General features: G+C 53.9%; 20 protein-coding genes and 6 tRNA genes. 17 read left to right on the forward strand and 9 right to left on the reverse strand.

Features of this window, described 5'->3' with window-relative positions; all coding sequences use genetic code 11:
- Positions 1 to 51: 51 nt before the first annotated feature.
- On the reverse strand, positions 52 to 576 hold the full coding sequence (locus tag AC6I8W_RS14930) for a GNAT family N-acetyltransferase (protein WP_497835644.1): 525 nt from the start codon (positions 574 to 576) through the stop codon (positions 52 to 54).
- 254 nt (positions 577 to 830) lie between these two features.
- On the opposite strand from AC6I8W_RS14930, the gene AC6I8W_RS14935 reads away from it, so the two are divergent.
- Together AC6I8W_RS14935 and AC6I8W_RS14940 are read left to right on the forward strand one after the other, a co-directional pair.
- On the forward strand, positions 831 to 2,522 hold the full coding sequence (locus tag AC6I8W_RS14935; protein ID WP_497838201.1) for a LytS/YhcK type 5TM receptor domain-containing protein: 1,692 nt from the start codon (positions 831 to 833) through the stop codon (positions 2,520 to 2,522).
- On the forward strand, positions 2,519 to 3,247 hold the full coding sequence (locus tag AC6I8W_RS14940; RefSeq protein ID WP_497835645.1) for a LytR/AlgR family response regulator transcription factor: 729 nt from the start codon (positions 2,519 to 2,521) through the stop codon (positions 3,245 to 3,247). The genes AC6I8W_RS14935 and AC6I8W_RS14940 overlap by 4 nt, the downstream gene beginning before the upstream one ends.
- A 36-nt stretch (positions 3,248 to 3,283) precedes the next feature.
- Here AC6I8W_RS14940 and glk read toward each other — a convergent pair whose 3' ends face one another.
- A complete protein-coding gene (gene glk, locus AC6I8W_RS14945) occupies positions 3,284 to 4,249 on the reverse strand; it encodes a glucokinase (protein WP_497835646.1) in 966 nt (321 codons plus the stop codon).
- 161 nt (positions 4,250 to 4,410) lie between these two features.
- Positions 4,411 to 6,057, reverse strand: coding sequence for an alpha-keto acid decarboxylase family protein (locus AC6I8W_RS14950; protein WP_497835647.1), 1,647 nt, complete (start codon positions 6,055 to 6,057; stop codon positions 4,411 to 4,413).
- A gap of 214 nt (positions 6,058 to 6,271) precedes the next feature.
- Between AC6I8W_RS14950 and mgrA the strand changes: the two genes are divergently transcribed.
- Both mgrA and AC6I8W_RS14960 read left to right on the forward strand, forming a co-directional pair.
- Entirely contained in the window at positions 6,272 to 7,261 is a 990-nt protein-coding gene (gene mgrA / locus AC6I8W_RS14955) for an L-glyceraldehyde 3-phosphate reductase (protein WP_497835648.1), read from the forward strand.
- A gap of 159 nt (positions 7,262 to 7,420) precedes the next feature.
- The gene (locus AC6I8W_RS14960) at positions 7,421 to 7,771 is read left to right on the forward strand and encodes a DUF2502 domain-containing protein (protein WP_497835649.1); all 351 of its coding nucleotides are present in this window, start codon (positions 7,421 to 7,423) and stop codon (positions 7,769 to 7,771) included.
- 36 nt (positions 7,772 to 7,807) lie between these two features.
- Here the strand turns inward: AC6I8W_RS14960 and AC6I8W_RS14965 are convergent, their stop codons facing one another.
- A complete protein-coding gene (locus AC6I8W_RS14965; RefSeq protein ID WP_497835650.1) occupies positions 7,808 to 9,049 on the reverse strand; it encodes an Nramp family divalent metal transporter in 1,242 nt (413 codons plus the stop codon).
- Between the two features lie 371 nt (positions 9,050 to 9,420).
- Here AC6I8W_RS14965 and AC6I8W_RS14970 point away from each other — a divergent pair, with 371 nt between their 5' ends.
- From AC6I8W_RS14970 to AC6I8W_RS14990, 5 genes are all read left to right on the forward strand, one after another.
- A complete protein-coding gene (locus AC6I8W_RS14970; RefSeq protein WP_013509976.1) occupies positions 9,421 to 10,611 on the forward strand; it encodes a NupC/NupG family nucleoside CNT transporter in 1,191 nt (396 codons plus the stop codon).
- A gap of 193 nt (positions 10,612 to 10,804) precedes the next feature.
- Positions 10,805 to 11,893 carry an LLM class flavin-dependent oxidoreductase gene (locus AC6I8W_RS14975; protein WP_497835651.1) on the forward strand — a complete coding sequence of 363 codons (1,089 nt, stop codon included), beginning with the start codon at positions 10,805 to 10,807 and terminating at the stop codon, positions 11,891 to 11,893.
- Positions 11,893 to 12,873 carry an ABC transporter substrate-binding protein gene (locus tag AC6I8W_RS14980; protein WP_497835652.1) on the forward strand — a complete coding sequence of 327 codons (981 nt, stop codon included), beginning with the start codon at positions 11,893 to 11,895 and terminating at the stop codon, positions 12,871 to 12,873. Before AC6I8W_RS14975 ends, AC6I8W_RS14980 begins: the two co-directional genes overlap by 1 nt.
- Positions 12,870 to 13,460: a cysteine dioxygenase family protein gene (locus AC6I8W_RS14985; protein WP_497835653.1), complete on the forward strand. Its 591-nt coding sequence runs from the start codon at positions 12,870 to 12,872 to the stop codon at positions 13,458 to 13,460. Before AC6I8W_RS14980 ends, AC6I8W_RS14985 begins: the two co-directional genes overlap by 4 nt.
- Positions 13,453 to 15,048: a rhodanese homology domain-containing protein gene (locus tag AC6I8W_RS14990; protein WP_497835654.1), complete on the forward strand. Its 1,596-nt coding sequence runs from the start codon at positions 13,453 to 13,455 to the stop codon at positions 15,046 to 15,048. The genes AC6I8W_RS14985 and AC6I8W_RS14990 overlap by 8 nt, the downstream gene beginning before the upstream one ends.
- 101 nt (positions 15,049 to 15,149) lie before the next feature.
- On the opposite strand, the gene AC6I8W_RS14995 is transcribed toward AC6I8W_RS14990, so the two are convergent.
- Both AC6I8W_RS14995 and AC6I8W_RS15000 read right to left on the reverse strand, forming a co-directional pair.
- A tRNA-Ala gene (locus AC6I8W_RS14995) sits at positions 15,150 to 15,225 on the reverse strand.
- 45 nt (positions 15,226 to 15,270) lie between these two features.
- Positions 15,271 to 15,346: transfer RNA gene (locus AC6I8W_RS15000), tRNA-Ala, on the reverse strand.
- 326 nt (positions 15,347 to 15,672) lie between these two features.
- Between AC6I8W_RS15000 and AC6I8W_RS15005 the strand changes: the two genes are divergently transcribed.
- Positions 15,673 to 16,461 carry a formate/nitrite transporter family protein gene (locus tag AC6I8W_RS15005; RefSeq protein WP_480364784.1) on the forward strand — a complete coding sequence of 263 codons (789 nt, stop codon included), beginning with the start codon at positions 15,673 to 15,675 and terminating at the stop codon, positions 16,459 to 16,461.
- Between the two features lie 111 nt (positions 16,462 to 16,572).
- A complete protein-coding gene (locus tag AC6I8W_RS15010) occupies positions 16,573 to 16,926 on the forward strand; it encodes a YfeC-like transcriptional regulator (protein ID WP_497835655.1) in 354 nt (117 codons plus the stop codon).
- A gap of 45 nt (positions 16,927 to 16,971) precedes the next feature.
- On the opposite strand, the gene gltX is transcribed toward AC6I8W_RS15010, so the two are convergent.
- Positions 16,972 to 18,393, reverse strand: a complete 1,422-nt coding sequence (gene gltX / locus AC6I8W_RS15015; RefSeq protein WP_497835656.1) for a glutamate--tRNA ligase — start codon at positions 18,391 to 18,393, stop codon at positions 16,972 to 16,974.
- Positions 18,394 to 18,666: 273 nt separating this feature from the next.
- Between gltX and AC6I8W_RS15020 the strand changes: the two genes are divergently transcribed.
- From AC6I8W_RS15020 to AC6I8W_RS15040, 5 genes are all read left to right on the forward strand, one after another.
- Positions 18,667 to 18,742: transfer RNA gene (locus AC6I8W_RS15020), tRNA-Val, on the forward strand.
- Between the two features lie 38 nt (positions 18,743 to 18,780).
- Positions 18,781 to 18,856, forward strand: a tRNA-Val gene (locus tag AC6I8W_RS15025).
- Between the two features lie 41 nt (positions 18,857 to 18,897).
- Positions 18,898 to 18,973: transfer RNA gene (locus AC6I8W_RS15030), tRNA-Val, on the forward strand.
- A 4-nt stretch (positions 18,974 to 18,977) separates the two neighbouring features.
- Positions 18,978 to 19,053, forward strand: a tRNA-Lys gene (locus tag AC6I8W_RS15035).
- A gap of 152 nt (positions 19,054 to 19,205) precedes the next feature.
- Positions 19,206 to 19,556, forward strand: coding sequence for a FlxA-like family protein (locus tag AC6I8W_RS15040; protein ID WP_497835657.1), 351 nt, complete (start codon positions 19,206 to 19,208; stop codon positions 19,554 to 19,556).
- Here the strand turns inward: AC6I8W_RS15040 and AC6I8W_RS15045 are convergent.
- Positions 19,553 to 20,473 carry a LysR family transcriptional regulator gene (locus AC6I8W_RS15045; protein ID WP_497835658.1) on the reverse strand — a complete coding sequence of 307 codons (921 nt, stop codon included), beginning with the start codon at positions 20,471 to 20,473 and terminating at the stop codon, positions 19,553 to 19,555. The genes AC6I8W_RS15040 and AC6I8W_RS15045 overlap by 4 nt on opposite strands.
- Before the next feature lie 99 nt (positions 20,474 to 20,572).
- On the opposite strand from AC6I8W_RS15045, the gene AC6I8W_RS15050 reads away from it, so the two are divergent.
- Positions 20,573 to 21,577 (forward strand): bile acid:sodium symporter family protein, encoded by a 1,005-nt coding sequence (locus tag AC6I8W_RS15050; RefSeq protein WP_497835659.1) that lies wholly within the window; start codon positions 20,573 to 20,575, stop codon positions 21,575 to 21,577.
- 29 nt (positions 21,578 to 21,606) lie between these two features.
- On the opposite strand, the gene AC6I8W_RS15055 is transcribed toward AC6I8W_RS15050, so the two are convergent.
- Positions 21,607 to 21,822 (reverse strand): DUF3820 family protein, encoded by a 216-nt coding sequence (locus AC6I8W_RS15055; protein ID WP_497835660.1) that lies wholly within the window; start codon positions 21,820 to 21,822, stop codon positions 21,607 to 21,609.
- Between the last annotated feature and the right edge of the window lies 1 nt (position 21,823).

Consider the following 21,823-nt stretch of genomic DNA (forward strand, 5'->3'; position numbering starts at 1 on the left):
CAAAACATAACGCGGCGATTACCGGATTGTCGAGTACCGAAGATAATTTTTTTATTTCTGCTGATTCAGACGGCCGAGCACCCAATCGTTCACCCATTGGCCATTTAACAGATAATTATCTCGCAAAACCCCCTCCAGTACGAAATCATTCTTCTCCAGAATGCGTCGTGACGGCCAATTCCCCTCCACCACCAGCGCTTTCAGCTTATGAAATTCGGCTTGCAGTAAAAACGTACAAAGTGCACCCAACGCTTCACTGCCGTAGCCCTGACCGGTAAAGCGGTGCAGCATCATATACCCGACTTCAGCTTGCCGATAAGGCTCCCATTCCGGGTTGCAGCCAAACAGACCAATCGCTTCGCCGGTTTCACGCAGGCGCGCCACCATGCACAGCATGTGAAAGCTGCTGACCTGCCACGGAACAAGACGTTCCGTAAAACGCTGGCGAATATCCTCCTCATCGGGAATTTCACTCACCCAGGTCATGGTGGCGGCATCTTCGTGTACGGCTTTAAAAATTTGCCAGTCTTCAGGCTGAAGGCGATCAAGGATCAAACGAGCTGTGACTAATTGCATGGCTGCGCTCCGAAAAAAGCTTAGGCCAACATAACAAACCGGGCCGGTGACAACCAGTCTCACCGCAGGGAAAAAGGTAATCCTCTTTTTATTACTCAACTTTTCCTCTTTTTGTTTTTTCCCCGACAAAAATTGATCCTGGCCATAAGAAGTGTCTGAGGGCTGTCATGGCGCTGGCGGATCGTGATCACATTTTTTATCATAGCCCTACCCCCCTGGTTACCGACGAGATGCCTGTGCCTTCTCACTTTGACATGCTGCTGGCGGTATTTGACCGCGCCGCACTGATGCTGATCTGCCTGTTCTTTCTTACCCGGACGCGTGCGTTTCGCCAGTTGCTACAGAAAGATGAACATTCGCGTCAGGAAAAAGTGGTGGTGACAGCGATCTTTTCGCTGTTTGCCCTGTTCAGCACCTGGTCAGGTATTGATGTCGATGGTTCCCTGCTTAACGTGCGCGTGATTGCTGTGATGTCGGGCGGTATTTTGTTTGGCCCGTGGGTTGGTATCGCCACCGGCGTGATTGCCGGACTGCATCGTTTTCTGATTGATATTCATGGTATTACCTCAGTCCCCTGTCTGATCACCAGCATCATTGCCGGTGTCGCTTCGGGAGCGATTAATCGTCGGGTAAGCAAAGAGCAACGTTGGCGTGCGGGTATTCTCGGCGGCATGCTGTGTGAAACCCTCACCATGGTATTGATTGTGCTGTGGGCCAGGCCGATGTCACTCGGTTTTGATATTGTCTCCGAAATTGCGCTGCCGATGATCCTCGGAGCCTCCAGCATTGGTTTGATTGTGCTGCTGGTGCAGAGTGTTGAAGGAGAAAAAGAAGCCATTGCGGCACGTCAGGCCAAGCTGGCGCTGGAGATTGCCAATAAAACGCTGCCGTTATTCCGCCAGATTAACAGCCACTCACTGCATCAGGTGTGCGACATCATTCGCTGCGAGATCCATGCGGACGCGGTGGCGATCACCAACACTAAACAGATTCTCGCCTATGTCGGTTATGGCGCAGAAAACTATCAAAATGGCGACGATGGCCTCAGCCCCACCACCGCGCAGGCGATCACCAGTGGCAAAATCATCATTAAGAATAATGATGAAGCGCACCGCACCAAAGATATTCATTCAATGCTGGTTATTCCCCTTTGGGAAAAAGGGGAAGTTACCGGCACGCTAAAAATCTATTATCGCCGCGCCCATCGTATTACCGGATCACTGAAAGAGATGGCGGTTGGGCTGTCGCAAATCATCTCCACCCAGTTGGAAGTGTCCCGTGCCGAGCAGCTTCGTGAGATGGCGAACAAAGCGGAGTTGCGTGCGTTACAGAGCAAGATCAACCCGCATTTCCTGTTTAACGCGCTGAACGCCATCTCGGCATCGATCCGGATGAACCCGGATACCGCGCGTCAGTTGGTGATCAATCTGTCGCGCTATCTGCGTTACAACCTGGAACTGAATGACGACGAACCTATCGATATCAAAAAAGAGCTGTGGCAGGTGAAGGATTACATTGCCATTGAGCAGGCACGCTTTGGTGACAAATTATCGATGATCTACGACGTCGATGAAGACCTGCATTTTACCCTGCCCAGCCTGCTGATTCAGCCGCTGGTGGAAAATGCCATCGTGCACGGCATCCAACCCTGCCGCGGCAAAGGTGTGGTGACACTCAGTGTCAAAGATCTGGGTGACCGGGTACGTGTGGCGGTGCGCGATACCGGAGCAGGTATTAGCGATGAGGTGATGTCGCGTGTGGCACGAGATGAAATGCCCGGCAATAAAATTGGTCTGCTTAACGTACATCATCGGGTTAAGCTGCTTTCCGGACAGGGATTGACGATCGTGCGTCATCAACCTGGCACCGAAATCTCCTTTACCCTGAGTAAAAATGGCCACCGATTATCGACACCGCGCGCCAGCGTGACGGAGACTTCAGCGTGAAAGCCATTATTGTCGAAGACGAATTCCTGGCGCAGCAGGAGCTGAGCTGGATGATTCAGCATCACAGCCAGATCACCCTCGAAGCCTGCTTTGATGACGGTCTGGAAGTGCTGAAATATCTGCAAAATCATCGGGTCGATGTCATTTTCCTCGACATCAATATCCCTTCGCTGGATGGGATGTTGCTGGCGCAAAACATCAATCAATTCGCTCATAAGCCATTGATTGTATTTATTACTGCGTGGAAAGAGCATGCGGTGGAAGCGTTTGAGCTGGAGGCTTTTGACTACATTCTGAAGCCGTATCATGAATCGCGCATCATCACTATGCTCAACAAACTGGAAGCGAGCTGGCAACAGCAGCAATCCCCAGCCAGCAACCCGCAAACCCTCGCGCCACAGACGGTGAATCTGCTTAAGGATGAGCGCATCATCGTCACTGATATTAACGATATCTATTACGTGGAAGCGCACGAGAAACTGACGTTTGTATATACGCGGCGGGAAGTCTATGTAATGTCGATGACTATCAGTGAGTTTTGCAGCCGCTTACCGGAGACGGTTTTCTTTCGCTGCCACCGTTCATACTGCGTCAACCTGAGTAAAATCCGCGAAATCGAACCCTGGTTCAACAATACCTATCTGGTGAAATTACGCGACCTGGATGCGCAGGTGCCGGTGAGTCGCAGCAAGGTAAAAACATTTCGTCAATTGATGCGATTGTGAGGCGAACGGCGCTGAGGGCCGCTCGCCAACGGGGGATTACAGCACGCGCCCCAATGTCTGACGCAGATGTGCGCCTGCACCGAGCAGGCCCGGTTGATCGTGGGTGATCATAAACACCGGAATATCTACCAGGTAGTCGCGGAAACGACCTTTATCTTCGAACGCCGCACGGAAGCCCGACGCTTTAAAGAAGTCGAGGAAGCGCGGCACAATGCCACCGGCGATATACACGCCACCAAAGGTGCCGAGGTTCAGCGCCAGGTTGCCGCCAAACCGTCCCATGATGACGCAGAACAGCGACAACGCGCGACGGCAATCAATGCAGCTGTCTTTCAACGCACGTTCGGTGACATCTTTCGGTTTCAGGTTTTCCGGCTCACGCTGGTCCGATTTGACGATGGCGCGATACAGATTGACCAGCCCGGAACCAGATAGCACGCGTTCTGCCGAGACATGGCCCAGCTCTGCACGCAGCACTTCCAGAATCTCGGCCTCTTCTTCGCTGTTAGGTGCGAAATCAACGTGCCCGCCCTCACCCGGCAGACTCACCCAACGTTTATCGACATGCACCAGATGGCTGACGCCGAGGCCGGTGCCCGCACCGTAAATGGCGATCGGTTTGTCCTTCACCGCCGCTTTGCCACCAAACTGAATCACATCATTTTCAGCCAGCATCGGCACGGCCATTGAGATGGCGGTGAAATCATTAATGATTTCAAGATGGGTAAAGCCGAGGCCTTCTTTCATCTGCTTCGTGGAGAAGGCCCAGTCATGGTTGGTCATTTCGACCCAATCGCCGGTGATCGGGCAGGCAATGGCGATGCAGGCATCTTTAATATCCTGCTTTTGCTCGTCCAGATAGTGACGAATCACCGCTTCAAGATTGTCATAGTCTGCTGTTGAGAATGTTGTGGCCTGGGAGATGGCACCGGTTTCCACCTCACACAGGGCGAGACGGGCATTGGTGCCGCCCACGTCGCCGACCAGGGCGTATTTTGTCATTCTTCTGCTGCTCCGCTTGGGTCATAAATAATTGCAGGACACTATAAAAGCCTACCAATAAAACAACAACGCCCATCAGTGCGACAGATGGGCGTAATCACTCAGGTGCGACCACATCCTGCCACGCAGCAGGCGGGCTGCACAGAGGCAACTGTCCGAATTCAGCCGCCGTTGCGCTGGTGCAGCGAGGCAGTCACTTTGCGCAACAACGGTGGGATATCGTCTTTATCCAGTACCACTTCCACCAGCGACAGACGCTGATTACCCGCCAACCGTGCCATCACCGCCTCCAGTTGTACCGTTTCACTGACGCGCCAACTTTGCGCTTCCCCTGTCAGACTGAGCGCCTGCGGCAGCGCGGTCCAGTTCCACTGCGCAATATCGTTATAACGCTGATGTGCACCATGTATCGCGCGTTCAACGGTATAGCCTTCATTATTCAAAAGAAAAATAATCGGTTGCTGACCATCGCGCTGCATTGAACCCAGCTCCTGAATGGTTAGCTGTGCCGAGCCGTCGCCGATGATTAAAATCACGCGCCGATCCGGTTGCGCGGTTTGCGCACCAAAGGCGGCAGGTAAAGTATAGCCAATCGACCCCCATAACGGCTGCACCAGCAGTTGCACATCGTGGGGAAGACGCAATGCGGCGGCACCGAAAGCGGCAGTACCTTGATCGGCAAGGATAATATCACCGGGTAGCAGGAAGCGCTGCATTGCCTGCCAGAAGGAGTGTTGACTGATGAAAGCATCAGCATCTGGCACATCTTCCCTCGCCATGGTGTTACCGACGCCCCAGCGCTCACCATAACGGCGGAACAAGGGTTCCAGCGCGTTCAGCGCTTCAGACAGCGTTAGCGGCGCGAAGGTTTCCCCTGCCACCACCGCATGAAACGGTTGCAGATCGATCAGTTTTTCAGCGGGGAGGTGCTGGGTGAAACCGGCGGTGACGGTATCGGTGAAGCGCACACCAACACAAATCGTCACGTCGGTTTCTTCGATGGCCGCACGCACCGCTGGCGTGCTGCCCTCCCCGGCATAGGTGCCGACAAAGCCTGGCTGTTGTTCGTCCAGCACACCTTTGCCCATCAACAGGGTGGCAGCAGGAATGGCCCGGTGCTGGCGCAGGGCAGACAGCTGGGGTTGCAGTTGCCAGCGCGCGGCAAGAAAATCGGCCAGCAACGCCACCTGCCGGGCGGATGCCAACATGGCTTCCGCTGCCAACGCAAAGGCCGCCACCGCAGAAGGGGATGAGTTGACGGCGGGGGCTGACGCTGGCAGCGCGATCTCCATCTGAGCGACATCGACCGCCAGCAGCAGATAACCGGGACGGTGCTGATGCAGGGCTTCGCCAATCACGCGATCAATTTCCTGCGCAGCATTCTCTGCACTCAGTACCGCACTCGCCGCACTGACCTCCTCCGCCATCCGGCTGAAATGACGGAAATCACCATCGCCCAACGAATGATGAACACAATCCCCCTGCTGCTGAACCTGGCTGGCTGGTGCGCCGACGATATGAATCACCGGCACATATTCGGCATAGCTGCCAGCGATACCGTTAATCGCACTCAGCTCTCCGACCCCGAAGGTCGTCAACAAGGCAGCCGCACCGTTGCAGCGACCATAACCATCAGCGGCATAGGCCGCATTCAATTCGTTGGCACAGCCCACCCAGGTGATATCCGGATGGGCAATGACGCTATCGAGAAATTGTAAATTGTAATCTCCCGGCACGCCGAACAGGTGACGGATCCCCGCCTGCTGTAAACGCATCAACAAAAATTCGCCAACTTTTAGAGTTTTCATGCGCAGCTACTCCTGTGTGGGTTATATCAGGAGTATTATCGATGCAGCTGAATTGGTTGAGTTTTCACCATCTTTTCTCAGAATACTCTGGCAATAGATCGTTACGATGAGGGAAAAATCTGTAAGTTGGGATCGGCGACGCGTTTGTCATTAGTGTAAACGCATACACTGCTATGCTGATGACACTTTCTCCCTTTTGAGACAGGAACGCTGCATGAGTGTTTTTCCCCATCCCGAACGTTATCAACAAATGCAATATCGACGCAGTGGCCGTAGTGGCCTGAAACTTCCCGCTATCTCGCTCGGCTTGTGGCACAACTTTGGTGACAGCACCAGGGTTGATAACAGCCGTACGCTGCTGCGCCACGCCTTTGATTGCGGCATTACGCATTTTGACCTGGCAAATAACTACGGGCCGCCGCCGGGATCGGCTGAAGAGAATTTTGGTCGCATTCTGCGTGAGGATTTTCGTGGCTATCGTGATGAATTGCTGATCTCCACCAAAGCAGGTTACACCATGTGGGATGGACCATACGGTGACTGGGGTTCCCGCAAGTATTTGATCTCCAGCCTCGATCAAAGCCTGAAACGCATGGGACTGGAGTACGTCGATATCTTCTATCACCACCGCCCGGACCCGGAAACGCCGCTGGAAGAGACCATGCGTGCCTTAGATCAGGTAGTCCGTCAGGGCAAAGCGCTGTATGCCGCCATCTCGAATTACCCGGCAGAACGAGCCGCTGAAGCGATTGCTATTTTGCGCGACCTCGGTACACCCTGTCTGATCCATCAGCCACGCTATTCGATGTTTGAACGCGCGCCGGAACAAGGGCTGCTGGATGTGTTGGGCGACAATGGCGTCGGCTGTATTGCCTTCTCGCCCCTGGCTGGTGGCGTTCTGACTGACCGCTATCTGCAAGGTATTCCCGAGGATTCACGGGTTGCCAGCGGCAGCAAATTTTTGAACGAAGATCAGCTGACGCAGGAAAAAATGGCGAAGGTTCGTGCCCTGCAAAACATTGCGCAGCAGCGTGATCAGAAACTGGCGCAGATGGCGCTGAGCTGGGTGCTGCGTGATACACGCGTCACCTCAGTATTGATTGGTGCCAGCAAAACATCGCAAATTGACGATGCGGTAGCCATGCTGAGCCAGTCAGCATTGAGTCAGGAAGAGTTACAGACCATCAACGAAATTTTAGTGTAACCGCTTTCCCGCCCGGCCAGCGCCGGGCCTCTCCTTCAGCAGAAAATTCTTATTTCAGATTTTCCTCAACGCATTCAGACTGCGTCTTAAGGACTTTTTGGTCCGATCTGGCAGACTGGCGCAACGGGAGCAACTGATAAGCTGCCGAAAAGGAGAATTATGAAACGTGGAATTTTGTTTGCCGCTTTGCTGGCAACGCTGTCCCCGCTGGCACTACACACAGCCCAAGCCAGTAGTGCCACCATTAACCTGGCCCCTGGTATCACCCTGCATTTAGGCGATCGCGATCATCGTGGTTATTACTGGGATGGTGGTCGCTGGCGCGAGCCGCGTTGGTGGAACGATCGCTATCGTTACCACGATCATCGCTGGTGGCGTCATGAAGAGTGGCGTCGTCATGAGGCGTGGAAACGCGAGCAGGAACGTCGTCGTCATGAGCGCTGGCGTTATGAACATCGCCACGATCATCATGGTCACGGGCACGGGCATGGTCGTGGGCACGACCATTGAAGAACCGACAACAGGTGCGCTCCAGGCGCACCTTGTTTACAACCCCAGCGCCTGCCCTACCAGTAGATAAATATTCAACGCCACCACCAGCGCCACAATCACCCAGCCAATGGTTTGCATCAGACGTGAATTGACCATCTCGTCACCCATCAGTTCGCGGTTGCCGGTAAAGAACAGCAGCGGCACCAGCGCCAACGCGATACCAAAACTCAACAACACCTGACTAAACACCAAAATGCGTGTCGGATCCCAACCAGCCCAGATCACGATAAATGACGGCAGCATGGTAATGGCACGGCGTAACCACAGCGGGATTTGGAAACGGATAAAGCCCTGCATCACCACCTGCCCGGCCAGGGTTCCCACCACCGTGGAGGACAGCCCTGCCGCCACCAGACTCAGACCAAATACCGTCGCCGCCGCGTGGCTTAGCAACGGTTGCAGCGTCAGATACGCCTGATCAAGATCGGCAATACCGGTATGGCCACTGAAGTGAAATGCCGCCGCCGCTGTCGCCATCATTGCCAGATTAACAAACCCAGCGATGGTCATGGCAATCGCCACATCCAGTTTGGTGGAGGAGTAACGCTGCCCTTTGGTGCCCTGATTGCCGTACTGCGTCAGCGCCGAATGCAGATAAATCACGTGCGGCATAATGGTTGCACCGAGTACCCCGGCGGCAAGGAACACCGCATCTGCCGTTGGTAATGACGGCAGCGCCATACCGGTAATCAGCTCACTGACTTTAGGCTGGGAGAAGAACAACTCAACAATATAGGCCGCAGCCACGAACAGCAGCAGCCCGCCTATAACCAATTCGAGGGGCTTTTGTCCGCGATTTTGCAGCATTAGAATAAGGAAAGTGGCAATACCGGTCAGCACTGCGCCCTGAAAAAGCGAGATGCCAAGCAACAACTTAAAGCCAAGCGCAGCACCGATAAATTCGGCCAGGTCGGTCGCCATAGCGATGATTTCAGCCTGTACCCAGTAGAACCACACCGCCGGACGCGGGAAGCGATCGCGAATATGTTCCGCGAGGTTTTTGCCGGTCGCAATCCCGAGCTTGGCGGACATTAACTGGATCAGCATCGCCATAATATTCGCCCAGACCACAACCCACAGCAGTTTATAGCCGTACGCAGCCCCCGCCTGAATATTGGTGGCGAAATTGCCGGGATCGATATAACCGATAGCCGCGATGAAGGCCGGTCCCAGCAAGGCAAGTTTGATCTTTCTGGCTCCGCGAGCGGCGCGCTCTGCGGTGCGGCTTTCTGACATAGTTTTGACCCTGTCTTAACGCTTGTTTACCCGTACAGGTTACGAGGCAGGCGCGGCAAGTGAAATATGGTTATAGTTATCGCTTTAATAGATAGTGCTATAAAGTATAGCCTTTGCTATATCGTACGGTAAAGTCAGGTTTTGCCAAAATGTGTGCAACAGGATTCAATCTACCCTTGGGTCATTTTATAGACAATCACTTTATGGTTATTTTTCTTGTAAAAAGTGTGTGAAGAAGTTGTGATGGTTGAGACTAATCTTAAAAATATGTCGATAGTTAATACTTATAATGTGGTTTAGATCTCGTTTTTAAGTAACGCGTTACATAGAATACGCAGCAAAATACAACCCTCCTCAAATTTGGAGCCGACATGTCCCATATTTTGCACTTTCTTTTGGCATTGGTGGTGGTAGCCGTGCTGGCCTTGTTGGTCAGTCACGATCGTAAAAGCATCCGTATCCGCTATATCGTTCAGCTTCTGGTGATTGAAGTCCTGCTGGCTTGGTTCTTCCTTAACTCGGAAGCCGGTCTCGGCTTTGTGAAGGGTTTTGCTGGTCTGTTTGACCATCTGCTTAAGTATGCAGCAGAAGGCACCAACTTCGTGTTCGGCAATATGAATGAAAAAGGCCTCGCCTTCTTCTTCCTGAATGTGCTGTGCCCGATTGTGTTTATCTCTGCACTGATCGGTATTTTGCAGCATTTTCGTATCCTGCCTTGGGTGATTCGTGGCATCGGTACTGTGCTGTCAAAAATCAATGGCATGGGCAAACTGGAATCCTTTAACGCCGTTAGCTCTCTGATTCTGGGACAATCAGAAAACTTTATCGCCTATAAGGATATCCTCGGCAAAATGTCACAGCGCCGCATGTACACCATGGCGGCTACCGCGATGTCGACAGTGTCTATGTCGATCGTTGGCGCTTATATGACCATGCTGCAACCGAAATATGTGGTTGCTGCGCTGGTGCTGAACATGTTCAGTACCTTTATCGTGCTGTCGCTGATTAACCCGTACCGCGTTGATAGCGAAGAAGATTTGCAGTTGCAGGATCTGCACAAAGGTCAGAGCTTCTTCGAAATGCTGGGCGAATATATTCTTGCCGGTTTCCGCGTGGCGATTATCGTTGCTGCGATGTTGATTGGCTTTATCGCCCTGATTTCCGGCCTGAATGCGCTGTTTGATGTGATCTTCGGCATCAGCTTCCAGGGTGTGTTGGGTTATGTCTTCTACCCGTTTGCCTGGGTGATGGGCGTGCCTTCCAACGAAGCGTTGCAGGTGGGCAGCATCATGGCGACCAAACTGGTCTCTAACGAATTCGTGGCGATGATGGATCTGCAAAAAATTGCCGGTCAGCTGTCACCGCATGCGGAAGGTATTCTGTCGGTATTCCTCGTCTCCTTCGCTAACTTCTCTTCTATCGGGATTGTGGCAGGCGCGATTAAAGGTCTGAACGAAGAACAGGGCAACGTCGTTTCCCGCTTCGGTCTGAAACTGCTGTACGGCTCGACCCTGGTAAGCGTGCTTTCCGCTGCGATTGCCGGTCTGGTGCTGGCATTCTGATGCTAAGGGCGAGCGACAGCTCGCCCTTCTCTTCTTAATTATTCCTATCCGTTATATCCCCCTTTTTTCACAGGTTTCTCCGCGCCCTTCCCTGCTTCACCGCGAAACGCAAAACCTTTGCACAATATTGAATTTCCGTTGCCACCGCCTGCGCCCGTAGCTTTTCTCCATCACCTCACATCAGGAGAACACTATGAGCATTCAGTTTCTTGGCATGATTGGCCACCGCCTCGCCTCAGAAATCATTCCCGCCAGCGGCCCGTTATTTGATAAAGACTACATCGCCCGCTTCGCCCGCGCCCATGAAGACGCCGGGTTTGACCGCATCCTGGTCGGCTACTGGTCTGATCAACCGGACGGTTTTCTCGTCACCGCACAAGCCGCAGCCCATACCTCGACACTGAAATTCCTGCTGGCGCACCGTCCAGGTTTTGTCGCACCGACCCTGGCTGCGCGCAAACTGGCTTCGCTCGATCACCTCACCGATGGTCGCCTCGCCGTGCACATCATCAGTGGCGGCAGCGATAGCGAACAACGCCGCGATGGTGATTTCCACAATAAAGCCGAACGATATGCGCGTACCGATGAGTTTCTGACGGTGTTGAAGCAGAGTCTGGAATCCACACAGCCCTATGATCATAAGGGAACGTTCTATCAAGCCGAACAGGCGTTCTCCGCGATTAAACCGTTACAGAAAAAGCTGCCGATTTATTTTGGTGGTTCGTCAGCAGAAGCGATTGATGTCGCTGCACGCCATGCCGATGTTTTTGCCCTGTGGGGCGAGCCGTTGAAAGGTGCGGAAGAGACCGTGCGTAATGTCCGCGCCGCCGCGGCAAAACAGGGACGGGAAATCGATTTCAATATCTCCTTCCGGCCTATCCTTGGTAAAACCGAAAAAGAGGCCTGGGAACGCGCCGAATATATTCGCGAAACGGCAGGAAAACAGCTGGCGGAAAGCGGTTATACCTTCGGCTTGCCAAAACCGCAGAGCGTCGGCGCGCAGCGTCTGCTGGCTGCCGCCAATCAAGGGGATCGCCACGATAAGGTGCTGTGGACTGGTGTCGCCAAACTGGTACAGGGCGGCTACAACTCCACCGCCCTGGTTGGCACGCCCGAGCAAGTGTCTGACGCGCTGCTGGATTACTACCGCCTCGGCATCCATAACGTACTGATTCGCGGTTTCGATCCGCTCAATGATGCCGTGGAATATGGCCGCGAGTTGCTGCCACTGACGCGCGAAAAAGTGGCGGCACTGGATCGCCAGGAAAAAAGGAGCGCCTGATGCGGCTGGCTACTGTATTTGCCGGTTTGACGCTGGCGCTAGCGCTTAATCCGCTGTTTGCCGCGGAGAAAGTCACATTACGTCTCGGTGATGTGAAGGGTGACCGCTTTGCTGCACTCAAGGCGTCTGGCGAGCTGAACAACCTGCCTTATGATCTCAAACTCACGGCGTTTGACTCCGGTGCGCCAGTGCAGGAAGCGCTGAACGCCGGGGCGCTGGATGTCGGTTTTACCGGCGATCTGCCGTTCCTGTTTGTCTATGCCGCTGGCGCACCGGTTAAAGCGGTGGGTGCGTGGCAGAACAATCCCGACAGCATCGCCCTGCTCACTCGTCCCAATGCCGGGGTGCACAGCTTACAAGATTTGAAAGGTAAGCAGATTGCGGTGAATCGCGGCGGCTGGGGTCACTATCTGATCCTCGGCCTGCTGGAGCGCGCGGGTCTTAAGCCCAGCGACGTGACGCTACGCTTCCTCGGCCCGGTGGACGGTCGTGCCGCGTTAACCTCAGGGGCGGTAGCCGCCTGGGCACCATGGGAACCTTATATCGCCACTTCTACCGCCGTCGATGGCACGGTGCGCGTGCCACAGGGTGGCGGCAAAGGCATTATGTCGGGCTACTCCTATGCGCTGGCGCGTGATGAAGCACTGAGTAACCCGGAAAAACGCAAAGCCATCGCCGATTTGCTGGTGCGCTTAGCCAAAGCGCAGGTCTGGGCGCAGCAGCATCCCGTTGAGTTCGCCGAAGTGTTGGGAAAAACCCTCAATATGCCCACCACCATTACCGCCAGTTGGATCGCCGACGCACGCATCCGTCCGTTGGTATTTGATGCCAGCCTGATTGGCACGTTGCAAAAATCAGCAGATTTTTTTCATCGCTACCAGGTTCTGCCAAAACAGGTCGATGTCAGCAAAGCCTTTGATTTCAGCCTCGCAGCCGGAGCTAACCAGGTGGCAAAGCGTGTTCAGGGGGATAAATCATGAGTGAACTTCAGCACCAGCGGTTACGCACTTTTGTCGGTAATCTGGCGCAACTGCTCGACAGTCAGCCCGATGAACAAACCATTTTGCATCGCGGCAGCGCCTGGTTGGGGGAGTTAATCCGCCATGACGACTGGCTGGATGAAGCGTTTACCCAACCGCATCCCCAGCATTATCAACAATATTTGTTGTATGCCGATGCGCAGCAGCGCTTCTCGGTGGTGAGCTTTGTCTGGGGGGCGGGGCAACAGACGCCGATTCATGATCATCGTGTCTGGGGTTTGATTGGCATGCTGCGTGGCGCGGAGATTTCCCAGTCATGGCAACCCGGGCCAAACGGGTTACAACCCGAAGGCCAGCCGGTACGCCTTGAGCCAGGCAGCGTGGAAGCCGTATCCCCTACGGTGGGCGATATCCATCGTGTCAGCAACGCGTTTGATGATCGCGTATCCATCAGTATCCACGTCTATGGCGGCAACATCGGCGCGGTCAAGCGTGCGGTCTGGCGCGAAGACGGCAGCGAAAAAGTGTTTATCTCCGGTTACAGCAACCGTTATTTACCAAACATATGGGATCTTTCACATGACTAAACCGGTTTTTCCGTTACGCCAGGCAACCGACATTTTGACTGCACTGCGCCAGCAGCAGGAAGTGGCGCTGGTCGATGTGCGCGATGAAGCGCTGTATGCCACTGGACACCCGTTGTTTGCGGTGAACATCCCATTATCCAAACTGGAACTGGAGTGGCTGGATCGCATCCCACAGCGTGATACCGCCATTACCTTATACGATAACGGGGAAGGACTGGCGCAAGCGGCAGCGGAACGTATAAGCGCGCTGGGTTACGACAATGTCGCGCTGCTGGCGGGTGATCTGCCGGGCTGGCAGGCCGCTGGCGGTGAGTTGTTTATTGACGTTAACTCACCCAGTAAAGCCTTCGGCGAACTGGTGGAACACCATAACCAGACGCCTTCGCTTTCCGCCGATGAAGTGCACGGTCTCCTGAACGGTGACCACGACGTGGTGGTGTTGGACGCACGCCGCTTTGATGAGTACCAGACTATGAGCATCCCGCACGCCACCAGCGTACCCGGTGGTGAGCTGGTGTTACGGGTACGCGATCTCGCCCCCTCACCGGAGACCACGGTGATCGTCAATTGTGCAGGCCGTACCCGCAGCATCATCGGCACGCAGTCACTGGTGAATGCCGGTGTCCGTAATCCGGTGTATGCGCTACGTAATGGCACCATCGGCTGGACGCTGGCGGGCCATCCACTGGAAAAGGGACAGGAGCGACGTTATGGCACCGCCAGCGAAACCGCCCAACGCCAGGCGGCGGCAAAAGCGCGTGAACTGGCGGATCGCGCCGGTGTGGAGCGCATCACGCTCGACACACTGCAAGGCTTGCAGCAGGAGAAACGCACCACTTATCTGTTTGATGTTCGAGATGCGCAGGAATATGTCGCAGGGCATATCCCCGGCAGCCGACCTGTACCAGGCGGCCAACTGGTGCAGGAAACCGATCATTATGCCAGCGTGCGGGGCGCACGCATCGTGTTGATCGACGACGATGGCGTACGTGCCAATATGACCGCGTCTTGGCTAGCCCAACTCGGCTGGCAAGTCGCAGTACTGGAGGGATTGCAGTCCAGTGATTTCAGTGCAACGGGCAACTGGCAGGCACAGGTGCCATCAATCTCGCCACCAGAATTTGTTTCGCCAACACAGCTTGCCAGCCTGTTGGCTGAGGGGAAAACTCAGGTGCTGGATTTCACCACCCGCGCGAATCACCTCTACAGCCATATTCCCGGTGCTGCCTGGCTGCTGCGCTCAACCCTGCAACAACAGGGCGACGCCGTACTGCCTGAGGCGCAGCAATATGTGCTGACCTGCGGCAGCAGTCTGCTGGCGGGATATGCGGTGCAACAGGTAGCAGAAGTAACCGGAAAACCGGTGTACGTACTGGAGGGCGGCAACACCGCCTGGCGTGCGGCAGGTCTGCCAACTGAGCAAGGGGAGCAGCGGTTGCTGTCACCGGCGATTGATCGCTATCGCCGCCCGTATGAAGGCACCGATATTGAACCTGCGGTGATGCAGGCCTATCTCGACTGGGAATACGGTCTGGTGGCGCAACTGGATCGTGATGGGACACATGGGTTCAGGGTACTGAAGGCCTGATGGGTGTAGCGGCGCGATTTATCGCGCTGTTTTTTTAATACGCGACAGCGTATAACGCAATACAATGATTTTTGAAAACTTGTTCGGAACGAACGGAGAAATGGTGGAGATAAGCGGGATCGAACCGCTGACCTCTTGCATGCCATGCAAGCGCTCTCCCAGCTGAGCTATACCCCCACATCTGGAATCGTTTTTTCAGTGCCAAACTTTTGGGAAGAAGTTTGGTGGAGCTAAGCGGGATCGAACCGCTGACCTCTTGCATGCCATGCAAGCGCTCTCCCAGCTGAGCTATAGCCCCTAACCGAAAAAACCGCCGAGTTACCTCGACGGACGGCATAATATGCAACCCCTTCCTGGGTGTCAACGTCAAATTTCCGTTCTGTGTTCAATCGCTGAAAAAGGCGGCAAACCCGTGTCGCTGTGGCTTTTTTTTCAGCATCACCCCCCGTTTTCTGATGCTATCTGGTTAAACCATCGTTAATTGCTATCGTAAGAAGGCTTGTTTTTTGTTAATGGTCGGTGTAAAACTTCGCACGCTAATTAACCGGTCATCGACCAGGGGGTTTTCCCTCTATTGATCGGCCAGCACATCCCTTCCCTTGTTATTAATAAGAATGCGAATTTATGTCACTGCATACACCTAAAGAGATCGCCCAACTGGCGATTCAGTCTGGCGTGGTTAAAAGCCAGGCGCCCGTATCTACCTTATTGATTCTTGGCTTTATGGCGGGCGCATTTATTGCGACCGGCTTTCTGCTTGATCTGCATGTCATTAACCAACTGCCAGCCGATTGGGGTTCCTTCGGTGGACTGCTGGGTGCGGCCGTATTCCCGGTCGGTCTGATTCTGACTGTGCTGGCAGGCGGTGAGCTGCTGACCGGTAATATGATGACCATGCCGATTGCCTGGTTCGCCCGTCGTATCAGTGGCTTCAGTGTGCTGCGCAACTGGTTCTGGGTCACAATCGCCAACTTCCTCGGCAGTATTGCCGTGGCGTGGTTCTTTGGTCATATGCTGGGCATGACCGAAGGTGATTACCTGAAAAAAACTGTCGCCATCGCCACGGCGAAAGTGAACGCCGATTTCCTGCATGCGTTTATCTCCGGCATTGGCTGTAACTGGCTGGTATGTCTGGCGGTATGGCTGGCGTTCGCCAGTAAAGATGTGGTGGGCAAAATTTTCGGCATGTGGTTCCCGGTGATGGCGTTTGTAGCGATTGGTTTCCAGCACGTGGTGGCGAATATGTTTATCGTTCCGGCGGCAATTTTCGCCGGACAGTTGAGCTGGGCCGAGTACCTGCCGAATTTTGTCGCCGTGTTCCTTGGTAACGGCGTTGGCGGCGCAATTTTTGTCGGTCTGACCTACTTTATCGCCTTCCGTCCGGCAATGGCTGCAACCTCCGAAGCTCGTTAATCGAATGGTGCCTTTTGCCCGCAGGCAAAAGGCATTTTCCATCGTGGTTACTTTCACCTGTAACGTTTTGTTGTAATATGTAGATCTAATGTATTTAACAGGGAAAGCGTCGTGAAAAAGGAATGGCTAACACCCGAAGAGCTCGCGCTGGAAACCGGATACAGTCGCCAGACTGTTAACAAATGGATTAAACGCGAAAACTGGACAACCACGCCGAAACCCGGTGTACAGGGCGGTAAGGCACGTTTGATCCACATTGATGAACGCGTTAAAAGCTTTATCCAATCCACCCGCCACGCGAATGAACCGGCAGCTCATTACGGTACACAGCAAAATACGTTACCTGCGTTATTAATAAATTCTATCCAGCAAATGACGACCGCCGAACAGGAAAAACTGGTGGCACTTCTGCTGCGGGAGGGAATTAGAGGCGTATTGCAACGACTGGGAATTCAGGAAAAATAAAAAAGCCGGGAGCACAGCTTCCGGCTTTTTTTCACTCGTCAGGGTTTACGCCTGGGCTTCACGCTCAGCAATAAATGCCAGCGCTTTTTCAATGCGTGCCACGCTGCGGCTGCGGCCAATGGCCTGTACTGTCACATCCAGTGCAGGTGACTGCCCGGCACCGGTCACAGCGACACGCAGCGGCATGCCAACTTTCCCCATCCCCAACTCCAGCTCATCAGCTGCGCTTTGAATGGCGTGGTGCACGTTCTCAGCGGTCCAGTCGCTGTCGCTGATGGCGGCCAGTTTGTCACGCACCACTTCCAGCGGCTGACGCGCGACCGGACGAAGGTGCTTCTTCGCGGCGTCGGCATCAAACGCTTCGAACTCTTCATAGAAGTAACGGCAGGAAGCGGCAATCTCTACCAGCGTTTTGCAACGTTCACCCAGCAACGTGACCAGCTTCGCCAGTTCCGGGCCAGTACGGGTATCAATCTTCTGCTGTTCAATGTGCCATTGCAGTTGGGTGGCGACATATTCCGGTGGCAGCGTATTAATGTAGTGATGGTTTAGCCACTGCAATTTTTCCGTATTAAAGGCGCTGGCTGATTTGCTGACCGCATCGAGGGTAAACAGCTCGGTCATTTCCGCCACGCTGAAAATTTCCTGATCGCCATGTGACCATCCCAGGCGCACCAGGTAGTTAAGCAGCGCCTCCGGCAGGTAGCCGTCATCACGATACTGCATCACACCCACCGCACCATGGCGCTTGGAGAGTTTTTTGCCGTCATCACCGAGGATCATCGAGACGTGGGCATAAGTCGGCACTTCCGCACCAATCGCTTTCAGGATGTTGATCTGACGCGGCGTGTTGTTGATATGGTCCTCACCGCGAATCACGTGGGTGATGCCCATATCCCAGTCGTCCACCACCACACAGAAATTGTAGGTCGGTGAACCATCGGTACGGCGAATGATCAGGTCATCCAGCTCCTGGTTGCTGAATTCAATCGGACCACGAATCTGGTCATCAAAAATCACCGAGCCATCTTGCGGATTACGGAAACGCACCACGCAAGGTTCATCAGCGGCATGATGCTCATGGCTGTCACGGCAACGACCGTCATAACGCGGCTTTTCGCCCTTCGCCATCTGCTCTTCACGCAACGCTTCCAGACGCTCTTTCGAGCAATAACATTTATAGGCAGTACCCGCTTCCAGCATTTCGTCGATCACCGCGTTATAGCGATCAAAACGTTTAGTCTGGTAGTACGGGCCTTCGTTCCAGTCGAGGCTCAGCCAGTTCATGCCATCCATAATGGCTTCGATGGCTTCCGGTGTGGATCGCTCCAGATCGGTATCTTCGATACGCAGAACAAATTCGCCCTTGTTATGGCGAGCATAAAGCCAGGAGTAAAGAGCAGTACGAGCACCGCCCACATGCAGATAGCCAGTGGGGCTGGGTGCGAAGCGAGTTTTGATTTTCATTCAGCATTGCCTTAAATGCGCGGAGGTTCGTTGTCTGGATGACAAAAAACAGGTTAACGCGAAAAAACAGTGCGCATATTCTAGCAGCTGACCATGATTCCTCAATGATTGTCGCGGCTCAGGTCACGATTGATAGTGGTTTTTCTGCTAATAAAACCAGCACATTGGCTAAAAGCGCCGCGAGATGTTTAATTTTAAAGCGAACGCACATTTATGTTTTAAAAAGCGTTGACTCACTTCGAAGGATCCCTATAATGCGACTCCACACAGCGGGGGTGATTAGCTCAGTTGGTAGAGCATCTCCCTTACAAGGAGGGGGTCGGCGGTTCGAGCCCGTCATCACCCACCACTCTTAAGGTGGCCCGCAGTGAACAAGAGATAAGATATGGGTGATTAGCTCAGTTGGTAGAGCATCTCCCTTACAAGGAGGGGGTCGGCGGTTCGAGCCCGTCATCACCCACCATATCTTAGTCAGATGACGCTCTTGTTAAGCAGTACCGAAGTGGGTGATTAGCTCAGTTGGTAGAGCATCTCCCTTACAAGGAGGGGGTCGGCGGTTCGAGCCCGTCATCACCCACCACTTCGGGTCGTTAGCTCAGTTGGTAGAGCAGTTGACTTTTAATCAATTGGTCGCAGGTTCGAATCCTGCACGACCCACCAATGTAGAAAGGCGCCCTAAAGGCGCCTTTTTGCTATGCGCGCTACATTATCCCCTGCTTTGCAAATTCCTTTCACAACTTTAACGTTTTGTGTCCTCATGTGATTTTATCCCCTTGCCGATAACGACTGTGAACTATTGCAAGGAGAAAACCATGAGTACCATTTCAAGTGTATCCAGCAGTACCAGTAGTGCCAGCAGCAGTAGCGGCAGTACGTCGCAAATCGCCAGTCTGAATAAACAAATTCAGAGCCTGACCAAGGAGCTTAAAGATCTGTCCAGCGATGACACCCTCACCGATGAACAAAAATCTGAACAGGAGCAGTTGCTGGAGTCGCAGATTCAGATGATTGAATCGCAGATTGCGCAAATCGAGCAGCAGGCGGCTGAGAAAGCGCAACAGCAGCAGGAACAGCAGCAAAAGCAGGAAACCAGCACCACCGCAACCAAAGCGGATGGTATCAACCGCCCTACTGATACCAATCAGATCAACGTTTACGTTTAAAACGCCGGTTTGAGAGATCGTTGTTGCGTCAGTAGCGCTGCCTGCTGACGCACTTCCTGCCAAATCGCCTCCGCGGCGGGCGTCAATGATCGATTTCGGCGTTTAATCAGCATCAGGCTGCGGTTTATTTCCGGGTAAAGACGTCGCACCGTCAGTTTGCGCCCCGCAGGCAATGGCAACGCCAGCGCCGGGAGAATGCTAATGCCAATCCCCGCTTCAACCATCGGATACAGCGTCGCCGGATGCCCAATCTCCTGTATCACGTTGACCACAACACCTTGCTGATGCAGCGCGGCATCAATCAACAGACGACTGCCCGAGGCATAATCCTGCAGCACCATGGTGCGCCCATTCAGCATTGACCACTGCGGCTGAACCTCCTGCGCCAACGCATCATCTTCCCGACACAACAGCAAAAAGGGTTCATCCATAATGGTTTGGTAATCAAAATCACTATCGCGTAATGGCCCGATAATGATGCCGAAGTCCACCTCCGCATTGCGCACGCTTTGCAGCACCCATTGTTGTGCACGATCATGCAAAATCACACGAATATCAGGGTAGCGTTGTTGACTACTGGCGAGACATTGCGGCATCAGATGTGCAGAGGGGGTCTGACTGGCCGCCACCCGCACCGTACCACTGCGCTGCTCACCGTAGCTGCGCACATCCAGCACCGTACTGTTCAGCTCTTCCAGCAAATGCTCCAGTCGTGTTGCCAGCTGCTGACCTGCCCCAGTCAGCAACACTTCCCGTGTGGTGCGGTCCAGCAAACGCACCCCCATTTCCGCTTCCAGTTCTTTAATGCTGTGGCTGACCGCCGACTGGCTCAGACCAATGACCTGCCCGGCAAGGCTGAAGCTGCCGTGCTTTGCCACGGCAACAAAGGTACGCAACTGACGTAGCGTGTAATTCATCGATATCACTCATAGATTAATGCAATAAATCAATTTTATTTCTAAACCTGGTTGGCGCACAATTGGCAACAACGTATTTTAATTAACCGGATTGTAACAATGGGATTTTTACGCCTCGACCCGATGATGGTCAAACTCATCATCACCGTGCTGCTGGCCAGCTTCTTACCGGCCAAAGGCGGGTTTGTCGATTTCTTTGAATGGCTGACTACCGCAGCCATCGCCCTGCTGTTCTTTATGCACGGCGCCAAATTGTCGCGTGAGAAAATCATCGCCGGTAGTAGCCACTGGCGACTGCATTTATGGATTATGTGCAGTACTTTTGTGCTGTTCCCGATCCTCGGCCTGCTGCTGGTGTGGTGGCATCCGGTGGATGTGGGTACTGAAATCTATACCGGCTTTATTTATCTGTGCATTCTGCCCGCCACCGTACAATCGGCGATTGCCTTTACCTCGATGGCTGGTGGCAACGTCGCGGCGGCGGTGTGTAGCGCTTCCGCCTCCAGCCTGCTTGGCGTGTTTGTTTCACCGTTGCTGGTCAATCTGGTGATGAATGTACACAGCGATGCCCCGAGCAATGGGCTGGAGCAGATTGGCAAAATCATGTTGCAGTTGCTGGTGCCTTTTGTGCTCGGCCACATCTCGCGCCGCTGGATTGGTGGCTGGGTGGAGAAACATCGCAGCTTGATCGGTAAGACGGACCAGACCTCGATTCTGCTGGTGGTTTATTCCGCCTTTAGTGAGGCGGTAGTGAACGGCATCTGGCACCGCGTCGGCGTAGATACGCTGCTGTGGATTCTGGCTGGTAGCCTGCTGCTGCTGGTGATAGTACTGCTGATCAACCTCGGCGCATCGCGACTGTTTGGTTTTTCACGCGCTGATGAAATTACGGTGTTGTTCTGCGGTTCGAAAAAGAGCCTGGCCAACGGCGTGCCGATGGCGAATATCCTGTTCCCGGCCAGCAGCGTGGGGATTATCGTACTACCGCTGATGATCTTCCATCAGGTGCAGTTGATGGTGTGTTCCTTCATTGCCCAGCGCTACAAAACCAGTAACGCGAAACGGTTAGCGAAGCAGCAACAGGTTGAAGTACAGAAGTCGTAGCGACGCGATTTATCGCGCCGCAACATCGATCATGTACGTTGCAGCGGCTTTACCAGGCCTTGCAACCCTTCAATCTTGATCGCCAGGGTGAGCTGCATCAGCTCACCCAGCTTCCCGGCGGGAAACTCACCGCTGCGGGCAAACCACAGCAGATACTCCTCCGGCAAATCAATGAGCACCCGGCCTTTGTATTTACCAAACGGCATCGGCGTATTGGCGATCTCAATCAGCTGCTGCTTTTCCATC

The organism is Pantoea sp. X-Soil-TKNS-1211 (assembly GCF_059730495.1).